Origin of the sequence: Mycobacterium parascrofulaceum ATCC BAA-614 (genome assembly GCF_000164135.1) — a bacterium.
GTDB lineage: Bacteria > Actinomycetota > Actinomycetes > Mycobacteriales > Mycobacteriaceae > Mycobacterium > Mycobacterium parascrofulaceum.
This window is the reverse complement of sequence record NZ_GG770554.1, coordinates 1,162,611-1,172,381: the sequence shown is the minus strand read 5'-3', so window position 1 is coordinate 1,172,381 and position 9,771 is coordinate 1,162,611. Positions and strand designations below refer to the sequence as shown.

Sequence of the window (9,771 nt, the reverse complement as noted above, 5' to 3'; positions counted from 1 at the left end):
GGCCGAGCGTCACGCCAGCGTGACGCGGGCACGCAAACAGCCCTCAGACGGGCAGCAGCTGATCGATCACCGCGGCGAGCTGCTTGGCCGACCGGCACTCGTGCATGGTGATCACCTCTTGGTAGCGCGGCACCGCCGAGTCGCCGCTGCCCCACAGGTGCCGGGGTTCCGGGTTGAGCCAGTGCGCGTGCCGGCTCGCGGTCACCATGTGCGAGAGCAGCTCGGTCTCCGGGTTTCGGTAGTTGGTGCGCCCGTCGCCCAGCACCAGCAGCGAGCTGCGCGGCGACAGCACGTTGGGAAACGCCTGCACGAACGACGCGAAGGCGTTGCCGTAGTCGGAATGCCCGTCGCGGCTGTACACGCCGGCCTCCCGGGTGATCCGCTGGATCGCCACCGCCAGATCGGCTTCCGGCCCGAACATGTGGGTGACCTCGTCGGTGGTGTCGATGAAGGCGAACACCCGCACCCGCGAGAATTGTTGGCGCAGCGCGTGCACCAGCAGCAGCGTGAAGTGGCTGAAGCCGGCGACCGAACCGGACACGTCGCACAGCACCACGAGTTCCGGCCGCGCGGGGCGGGGTTTGGCCAGCACCACGTCGATCGGCACCCCGCCCGTGGACATCGATTTGCGTAGCGTCTTGCGCAGGTCGATCACCCCGGCGCGGCTGCGGCGCCGCCGCGCCGCCAGCCGGGTGGCCAGGGTCCTGGCCAGCGGAGCCACCACGCGTTGCATCTGCCGCAGCTGTTCGCCCGACGCGCGCAAGAACTCCACGTTCTCGGAAAGCTGTGGGATGCCGTACATCTGGACGTGGTCGCGGCCGAGCTGCTCCGCGGTGCGCCGCTTGGTCTCGGCGTCGACCATCTTACGCAGCTGCGTGATCCGCTGTGCGGCAAGCGCTTTGGCAATCTGCTCCTGGCTGGGGGTGGGCTCGTCGCCGTACGGGGCGAGCAGCCCCGCCAGTAGCTTGCCCTCCAATTCGTCCAGCGCCATCGCCTTGAGCGCCTGGTACGACGAGAAAGACGGGCCGCGGCTGGAACTGTATTTGCCGTAGGCCTCCACGATCCGCGCGACCATCGCCACCAGCCGCTCGTCCATGTCCGCGAGGTCGGGGTTCTCGTTGAGCAGGTCCAGCAGCATCTGGCGCATGGCCTCGACGTCGTCGGGCGGCAACGAATCGTCCGGCGTCCCGTCGGCCCCGTCGTCGGTGACCACCGCACGCGCGCCCAGCGCCGCGGGGAACCACAGGTCGAACATGGCGTCGTAGGTCTCGCGGTGATCGGGCCGGCGCAGCACCGCGCACGCAAGGCCCTCGCGCAGCACCTCACGATCGCTCAAGCCGAGGGTGGCCATCACCCGGCCGGCGTCCACGGTCTCGGAGGGGCCCACCGAAATACCCACGCCGCGTAGCGCTTCGACGAAACCCACCAGATGGCCCGGCAGCCCGTGCGGGGCGAGCGGCCGGGTGGGTCGGATGCGGCGGGCGGCCATCGGTGCGTTCCTAGTTCAGCCGCAGCTCGCCGCTCGCGCGCTGCTGGTCGGACTGATGTTTGAGGACCACGCCAAGCGTGGCGGCGACGACGGAATCGTCGATGGTGTCCAGCCCCAGCGCGAGCAGCGTGCGGCCCCAGTCGATGGTCTCGGCGATGGACGGCACCTTCTTGAGCTGCATGCCACGCAGCACGCCGATGATGCGCACCAGTTCCTCGGCGAGGTGCTGGGGCAGCTCGGGCACCCGCGACAGCAGGATGCGGCGTTCCAGTTCGGGGCTGGGAAAGTCGATGTGCAGGAACAGGCAGCGACGCTTGAGCGCCTCGGACAGTTCGCGGGTGGCGTTGGAGGTCAGGACCACGAGCGGCGTCCGCTCGGCGGTGATCGTACCCAGTTCGGGGACGGTCACCGCGAAGTCGGACAGCACCTCGAGCAGCAAGCCCTCGATTTCGATATCGGCCTTGTCCGTCTCGTCGATCAGCAGCACCGTGGGCTCGGTGCGCCGGATGGCGGTCAACAGCGGCCGCTGCAGCAGGAACTCCTCGCTGAACACGTCGTCCTTGGTCTGGTCCCAGTCGCCGGAGCCGGCCTGAATGCGCAGTATCTGCTTGGCGTGGTTCCACTCGTAGAGGGCGCGGGCCTCGTCCACCCCCTCGTAGCACTGCAGGCGCACCAGCCCGGACCCGGTGGCCTGGGCGATGGCGCGGGCCAGCTCGGTCTTGCCGACGCCGGCGGGCCCCTCCACCAGCAGCGGCTTGCCCAGCCGGTCGGCCAGGAACACCGCGGTCGCGGTGGCGGTGTCGGGCAGGTAACCGGTCTCGGCCAACCGTCGCGAGACGTCGTCGATGTCGGCGAACAACGGCTTGGGCCGCGCGGGCACGCTCACTATCTCGGTTCTCCTAAAACACTTTTCGTCGGCTCAGGCGGGACGGACTTGTCCGTCGCCCCACGCGATCCACTTGGTCGAGGTCAACTCGGGCAGCCCCATCGGGCCGCGCGCGTGCAATTTCTGGGTGGAGATGCCGATTTCGGCGCCGAAACCGAACTGCTCACCGTCGGTGAACGCCGTCGACGCGTTGATCATCACCGCGGCGGCGTCGACTCCGTCGCTAAACCGTTGCGCCGCAGCCATATTGCTGGTCACGATCGCCTCGGTGTGCCCCGTGCCGTACTCGTTGATGTGCGCGATCGCGGCGTCGACGCCGTCGACCACCGCGACCGCGATATCCATCGACAGGTACTCGCGGCGCAGGTCGTCCTCCGCAGCGTCCGCCGAGAACCCGCCGTGCACGGTCACGCCGGCGTCCTCGAGTGCGGTCACCAACCGGGGCAGCGCCTTCTTGGCGATGGCGGCGTCGACCAACAGCGTTTCGGCGGCGTTGCAGACGCTGGGCCGGCGGGTCTTGGAGTTCAACAGGATCCGTTCCGCGACGTCCAGGTCGGCGCCTTCGTGCACGTACACGTGGCAGTTGCCGACACCGGTCTCGATGGTGGGCACCTGCGCGTCGCGGACCACCGCGTTGATCAGGCTCGCTCCCCCGCGCGGTATCACCACGTCGACCAGGCCGCGGGCCTGGATCAGGTGCGTCACGGTGGCGCGATCCTCGGCCGAAAGCAGTTGCACCGCATCGGCGGGCAGGTCCTCACTGACCAACGACGCCCGCAGCACCTGCACGAGCGCCTGGTTGGACCGCGACGCCGAGGAACTCCCGCGCAACAGCACGGCGTTGCCCGACTTGAGCGCCAGACCGAAGGCGTCGACGGTGACGTTGGGCCGGCCCTCGTAGATCATGCCGACGACACCGAGCGGCACCCGCTGCTGCCGCAGATGCAGACCGTTGGGCAGGGTGTAGCCGCGCAGCACCTCCCCGACGGGGTCGGGCAGACCGGCGACCTGACGCAGGCCCGCCGCGATGCCCTCGACCCGCTTGGGGTCCAGCGCCAACCGGTCGAGCATCGCGGCCGGCGTGCCGGCGGCCTCGGCGGCGCTGAGATCTTCGGCGTTGGCCGAGAGGATCAGGTCGGTGTGGGCCGCTACCGCGTCGGCCGCGGAACGCAGCGCCTGGTCTTTGGCGACCGTCGGCAACAACGCCAGGACGCGAGAGGCGACCCGGGCCCGGCGAGCCGCGTTGTGAACCTCCCGGCGCAAGTCAGGAAGCGATGGTGCTTGCAGACTCATTGAACCAGGGTATCGGGCCTGAACCGGCCGGGTGAGGCGGCCCGGGTATTACGGCATCCGGTCCGGGCGTAACGCGCCGGCCACCGAGATCTTCACCGCGGCCGGTCAGCGCGGCGGATTCGCCGACTCGCGCTGCTCGACGCCGGCCGGGCCGATCCGCTCGTGGCGGGTCGCCTCTCGCACCTTGGTCTGCCGCTCGTCGATCAGTCGGCCTAAGTCCTGCAGCAGCAACGGTTTACGCATCACCAGATGTTCGAGGTGCTCGCGATCGATGTGCAGCGCCGTCACTTCGCCCAGCGCGTACGCGCCGGCGAGGTTCGGTTGACGGGTCAGCGCTGTCAAGCCGAGGAAGGATCCCTCGTCGAGGACGCTGACCGGTATCACCGACCCGTCGTCGGCCGTCGCGGTCAACCGCACCCGGCCCTCGATCAAGAAGGTCATCCCGGAGGACACCTGACCGGTCGACTCGATGACTTCGTCGGCGCCGTAGCGGACGATCTTCGCGTACGGCACCAGCGATTGCTGATCGGTGTGACTCAGCCGCAGCGCGGGCGCGACGACGGTGCGCAACGCCTTCTCCACCCGCGGTTTGGTCGAGTAGTTGTCGTCGGCGCCATCGAGGCGCAGGCGCGCCCGGCGCGCGGCGTACCAGACCCAGCGCAGGAAGGTCGCCTCGGTGGCCTCCGCGTCGGCGGGCGAGAGGAGCCGGACGGTCGTGCGGTACTGGCCGCCGCCCAGGGCGACCGTGGTGGGCGAGGCTTCGGGTTTGCGGGCCGGCAGCGCGCCGGCGACCCGCGTCAACATCGCACACACCCTGTCCGGCGCATCGCCGGCGGCGAATTTCGTGGCGATCGCGCAGTCGTACGCCCGGGGCGGGCGGCTCAGATTGGTGAACGAGGTGCCGGCCAGCATCGAGTTGGGCATGATGCGGATTCCGCTGCCGGTGTCGATGTGCACGGAACGCCAGTTCACTTCGACGACGCGCCCCCGCGTGGTGCCCGTGTCCAGCCAATCGTCGATCCGGAACGGCTGCTCGAACAACATGAACAAGCCGGACACGACCTGGCCGACGGAGTTCTGCAACATCAGGCCGATCACCACCGAGGTGATGCCAAGCGCGGTGAACAGGCCGCCTATCCGCACCCCCCAGATGTAGGAGAGCATCAGCGCCAGGCCGACACCGATGACCCCGAAGCGGGCGACGTCGACGAAGATCGCGGGCAGTCGCTTGCGCCAGCTGTCTTCGGGCGCGCCCTCGAACACCGTGGCGTTCAGGGCCGACAGCACCAGCACGAGCACCAGCAGGCCGAACACCGTGGTGAGGATCCGCACCGAGCCGTCCCCGGCCGGCACCTGCGAAACCTTGACCACCAGGAGCAGCAGCGCACCCAGCGGCAGCAGGTAGTTGCGCAGCAGGCTCACCTGCCTGGCCAGGTGGCTTCTCCGACGGACCAGGGCGCGGTGCAGCTCGGTGAGCAGGATCAGGCCGACAGGGAACCCGACCGCGATGCCGATCGCCCAGTAGAACCACGATGATTCGAACAAGTTCATGATCGCTCCGACAACCGGTAGATCGCCTGGTCGGTCCCGCCGACCGAAATCGTCCCGGCCGGCGCGAATTGGCGCACGTCACGCATCGCGTCGTACACCTGCGAGGTGACGTAGATGCCGGATTGACTTGAACCGCTTTGCATTTGGTAGGCGAGGCTTACGGCGGCACCCCACATGTCATAGACCAGCCCCGAACGGCCGACCAGCCCGCTGATGACGTTGCCGGTGCTGATGCCCACCCGAAGACGCAACTCGTGACCGGTTGAGCTGTTGAATCGCTCGATGATGTGACGCATTTCCATGGCGAAGTCGACGCTGCGGTGAATGCTGTCCAGTCGCGGCGTGACCACCCCGCAGCTGGCGAGGTAGCCGTTGTGGAAGGTGCGGATGCGCTCGACTCCCAGCGATTCGGCCGCCGAGTCGAACTGACGGAACAGTTCGTCGACGATCCCGACCAGCTCGTCGCCCGAAAGATCCGCGGAAACCTCGTCGAGCCCGACGATTTCGGCGAAGATGATCGCCACGTCCTGGTGTTCCTGCGCGATGGTCTCCTGGCCCTCGCGGTAGCGCTGGACGACGGACTCGGGCATCAGCGCGAGCAATAGGCGGTCGTTCTCGCGGCGCTGTTCGTTGAGCAACTCCTCCTTGATCGCCAGGTTGCGGCTCATCTCGTTGAAAGCCGCGGTGAGCTCGCCGATTTCGTCACGCGTCTTGACCGGGATGTTGACCTCGTAGTCGCCGGAGCTGATCTTCTGCGTGCCGGCCTGCAGCCGCCGGATCGGCCGCAACATCAGCTGGGCCAGCACCATCGACGCCACGCAGATGGCGAAGATCATGATCGCAACCGCCAGCACGAGCGTCCTGCTGAACCTGCCGAGCCGCGCGAAGGCGTCGGAGTTGTCACGGGTGGCCAGGATCGACCAGTTCAGGTCGGAGTTCGGCACCGTCAGCGGGGCGTAGGCCTCCAGCTCCCTGTTGCCCAGATAGTCGGTGGCGCTGAGGACACCGGTCTGTCCGCGGTGGGCGGCACGAAGACCCGCGGTGGCGACCGGCTGCACCAGCGTGGTGCCACCGAGGCGGATCGCTTCTTCCACGACCTCGGGCGGGGTGCCCGCCGCCACCGCCTCGCGCCGGTATTCGGCCGGGTCCTCCAGGAAAAGCCTTGAGTCCGAACGCATCAGGTTGTCGGGGCCGGCCAGGTACGTCTCCGTCGCCGGGCCCATACCGGCGGCCTCCCAATGCTTGTCGGCGGTCATGATCTTGTTGATCTTCGAGATCGGCAGCGGCAGGGCCATGACGCCGTTGAATTTGCCGTTCATCCCCACCGGCGAGACCACCCACGCCGTGGGGACGTCGAGTTGCGGCTGGTACGGCTGGAAGTCGGTGATCCAGACGAAGTTGAGATCGTTGGAACGCAGTGCCTTTTGGTACGCGTCGCGCAGATTGGATTCGCGGTACGGGCCGGTGAGGATGTTGGTACCGAGGTCCGGGCCCTTGTTCACCGAGAAGATGACGTTGCCCTGCATGTCCAGCAACAGCGCGTCCGGGTACTCGAAGCGGGTGACGATGTCGCGCAGGTAGAAGCCATAACGGGCACTGGCGGCCGACCATGCGCTGCCGTCGCCGGCGTCGTCGACCTTCCGCGCCTCGGCGGTCGACGAGTTCGGCGCGGTGTAGTACGCCTGAAGGTACTTCTGCGCGTTGGAACTCGGGAAGATCGCGTTGCGATCGAGTTCCTCGCCGGTGATCCGTTTGATCGGCTTGATCATGTTGTTGTCGTAATAGTTGACGAGGGCCTGCTGCTGGGCCGGGGTGATGGTCGCGTTGGACAGCTGCGCGAAGCCGTCGGTGAACGCCGTTGTCGCCTCGACGATGCTGAAACCGCCGCTGTAGACGATCAAGGAATTCGTCACCTCTTTGAACAGCGCCTGCACCTGCCGCGCCTGGGACTCGCGCAACTCGGTGAGTCGCTCGGATTCGACCTGTCGCAGCGCGGTGCGGCCCGACGACGCCCCGATGAATCCGATCACCCCGATCGACAGGATGCTGCACAGCAGCAAGGTGAGCAGCAGTTTGGATTGCAGGCCGATCCGGAAAACACGGCGGCGGCGAGGCTTTTGGATTGCGCGGGCTTCGCCCTCCGGGGCCGCCGTCGTTTCGGTCGTGGGCTGGGCGCGCTCGGGTGCGGTCGGGGAAGCCGGTCCGGCGTCTTGTAGCTCGCTCGATGTCACTCGACTTCGCCCTTCCTCGGACACGCGGCAGCGCTCACGCAGCACATTAGCGCGCGTGTCTCGAGATATTGGTGATTGCGGCAAAGCGTCCGGCGCCAGAATGCCCGCCCCCTTATTCGCCTGACGGAGCGCGCTTATCCTGGCGACATGGGCGATGGATGCGCGGACGGCCGCGGTTGCGGGGCGACCGACCTGACGATCGCCCAGCCGGGGCGCGACGCCGAATGGGTGCGCGCGGCGCGTTGGGCGCGTCGGCTGGCGTGGGCGAGCCTGCTGTGGATGTGCGCGGAGGGCGCGCTGGGCCTGTGGCAGGGCTTGGCCGCCGGGTCGATCTCCCTGACCGGCTGGGCGCTGGGCAGCGCGGTCGAGGGCATGGCGAGCGTGATCGTCGTGTGGCGGTTCACCGGCTCGCGCGCGCTGTCGGAGACCTCGGAGCGCCGGGCACAACGCGGGGTGGCCCTTTCGTTCTGGCTCATCGCGCCCTATATCGCTGTGGAATCGGTTCGGAGCCTGCTCACCGGGGCCCGCCCACAGACGACGTTCATCGGGATCGCCCTGACCGCGGTGGCCGTCGTCTTGATGCCGCTGTTGGGATGGGCCAAGCGGCGACTCGGCACGCGCTTGGAATCGCGCGCCACCACCGGGGAGGGCACCCAGAACTATCTGTGCGCCGCCCAGTCCGCCGCGGTGCTGCTCACGCTGGCCGTCATCGCCGTGTGGCCGGGCGGCTGGTGGCTGGACCCCGCGGTGGGCCTCGTCATCGCCGGCCTTGCGGTCCGGGAGGGGTTCGAGGCGTGGCGCGGGGAGGAATGCGGATGTTGAATCCGGCGCCAAAACCGCTGCGCCGCAAGCGGCTTGGCTCGCTCACTCGCCCGACGCACCCATAATGGCGCGGGTTTGCGTGGTCGGCAGTGTCAACCTGGACGTCTCGCTGCGCGTCGACACCCTGCCCCGCCCCGGCGAGACGGTGCTGGCGTCGTCGTTGACCCACGCTCCCGGCGGCAAGGGCGCCAACCAGGCCGTGGCGGCGGCGCGCGCGGGCGCGCGGGTGCAATTCGTCGGGACCATCGGCGACGACCCGGCCGCCGGTCAGTTGCGCGCCCACCTGCTGAGCAACGGCGTCGGCCTCGACGCCATTTTCGAAGCGCCCGGACCGAGCGGCACGGCCATCGTCGTGGTCGATGCCAACGCCGAGAACACGATCGTCGTGGCGCCGGGCGCCAACGGGCGGCTGACGCTGGACGCCCCGCCCGTCCGGAACGTCATCGCCGGCTCCGAGATCTTATTGACGCAATTGGAAATTCCGGTGCGGGCGGCGGTGGCGGCGGCAGAGCACGCCCGGTCCGCCGGCGCGGTGGTCATCGTCAACGCCTCGCCCGCCGGCCACGACCGGGCCGCGCTGGCCGACCTGGCGGCCCTGGCCGACGTGGTGATCGCCAACGAAGCCGAGGCCGGCGCGTGGCCGTGGCGCCCACCTCACCTGGTGACCACGCTGGGTGCGCGCGGCGCGCGGTACGCCGGCGCCGACGGCGCGTTCGCGGTGCCCGCTCCAACGGTCGCCGCGGTGGACACCGCCGGGGCCGGGGACGTGTTCGCCGGGGTGCTGGCCGGAAGCTGGCCGCGCGATCCCGGGTCGCCCGCCCAGCGACTGCACGCGTTGCGGCGCGCCTGCGCCGCGGGCGCGCTCGCGACGCTGGTGCCGGGCGCCGGCAACTGCGCCCCGGATTCCGAGGCGATCGACGCGGCGCTCGCATCAACCCCCTGACCTGCGGTTGGCAGCGGTTGGCAGCGTCTGGCGTCGACCTGGCAGTGGATTGCGGGCAGCGTCGGTGGCGATCGCCATCCAGCCATCGACGAAAGGAACAACATGTCCGCCACCACGATTGACCGCACGGGCACCCGGGACCGCCTGCTTCGCCTGACCATGCGCGCCGACGCCGCCATCAGCGGGCTGGTCGGCCTGGCCGGTATCCCACTGGCCGGCCGGCTCGCCGCACTCTCGGGGACCACGACGGCGTTCGAGTACGCGACGGGCGCATTCTTGATCGGCTACGGCGTGGTCGTGTTCGGGCTCGCCGGCCTGCCGTCGGTGCGCCGCGCTGGGATGGGCGTCATCGTGGCCAACGTGGCGTACACGGTGGCCGCCGTGGTTCTGGTGCTCGCGGATGTCTTCCCGTTGACCGCGGCCGGCGTCGCGTTGAACCTGGCGGCCGGCGCCTACACGCTGGTGTTCGCCGAACTGCAATACCAGGGCTGGCGCCGCGCGCGGGCGTGACCCGAACGCTCGTGGCCCGTCCGGCGATCCCGGGCGGGCCACGAGC

General features: G+C 69.0%; 8 protein-coding genes. 3 read left to right on the top strand and 5 right to left on the bottom strand.

Going from position 1 to position 9,771, the window contains the following annotated elements; genetic code table 11:
• Nucleotides 1-43 precede the first annotated feature (43 nt).
• The 5 genes from HMPREF0591_RS15440 to HMPREF0591_RS15420 form a co-directional block, all read right to left on the bottom strand.
• On the bottom strand, nucleotides 44-1,489 hold the full coding sequence (locus HMPREF0591_RS15440; protein WP_007169524.1) for a vWA domain-containing protein: 1,446 nt from the start codon (nucleotides 1,487-1,489) through the stop codon (nucleotides 44-46).
• Between the two features lie 10 nt (nucleotides 1,490-1,499).
• Nucleotides 1,500-2,375, bottom strand: a complete 876-nt coding sequence (locus HMPREF0591_RS15435) for an AAA family ATPase (protein WP_007169523.1) — start codon at nucleotides 2,373-2,375, stop codon at nucleotides 1,500-1,502.
• Between the two features lie 33 nt (nucleotides 2,376-2,408).
• Entirely contained in the window at nucleotides 2,409-3,668 is a 1,260-nt protein-coding gene (locus HMPREF0591_RS15430; protein WP_050790044.1) for a glutamate-5-semialdehyde dehydrogenase, read from the bottom strand.
• 105 nt (nucleotides 3,669-3,773) lie between these two features.
• Nucleotides 3,774-5,219, bottom strand: a complete 1,446-nt coding sequence (locus HMPREF0591_RS15425) for a mechanosensitive ion channel domain-containing protein (protein WP_007169521.1) — start codon at nucleotides 5,217-5,219, stop codon at nucleotides 3,774-3,776.
• On the bottom strand, nucleotides 5,216-7,342 hold the full coding sequence (locus HMPREF0591_RS15420; RefSeq protein ID WP_040622904.1) for an adenylate/guanylate cyclase domain-containing protein: 2,127 nt from the start codon (nucleotides 7,340-7,342) through the stop codon (nucleotides 5,216-5,218). The genes HMPREF0591_RS15425 and HMPREF0591_RS15420 overlap by 4 nt, the downstream gene beginning before the upstream one ends.
• 255 nt (nucleotides 7,343-7,597) lie before the next feature.
• Here HMPREF0591_RS15420 and HMPREF0591_RS15415 point away from each other — a divergent pair, with 255 nt between their 5' ends.
• From HMPREF0591_RS15415 to HMPREF0591_RS15405, 3 genes are all read left to right on the top strand, one after another.
• Nucleotides 7,598-8,272 carry a cation efflux transmembrane domain-containing protein gene (locus tag HMPREF0591_RS15415; RefSeq protein WP_007169519.1) on the top strand — a complete coding sequence of 225 codons (675 nt, stop codon included), beginning with the start codon at nucleotides 7,598-7,600 and terminating at the stop codon, nucleotides 8,270-8,272.
• A 64-nt stretch (nucleotides 8,273-8,336) separates the two neighbouring features.
• Nucleotides 8,337-9,215, top strand: a complete 879-nt coding sequence (locus HMPREF0591_RS15410) for a PfkB family carbohydrate kinase (protein WP_007169518.1) — start codon at nucleotides 8,337-8,339, stop codon at nucleotides 9,213-9,215.
• Nucleotides 9,216-9,317: 102 nt separating this feature from the next.
• Nucleotides 9,318-9,725, top strand: coding sequence for a hypothetical protein (locus HMPREF0591_RS15405; RefSeq protein ID WP_007169517.1), 408 nt, complete (start codon nucleotides 9,318-9,320; stop codon nucleotides 9,723-9,725).
• The last annotated feature ends 46 nt before the right edge of the window (nucleotides 9,726-9,771 follow it).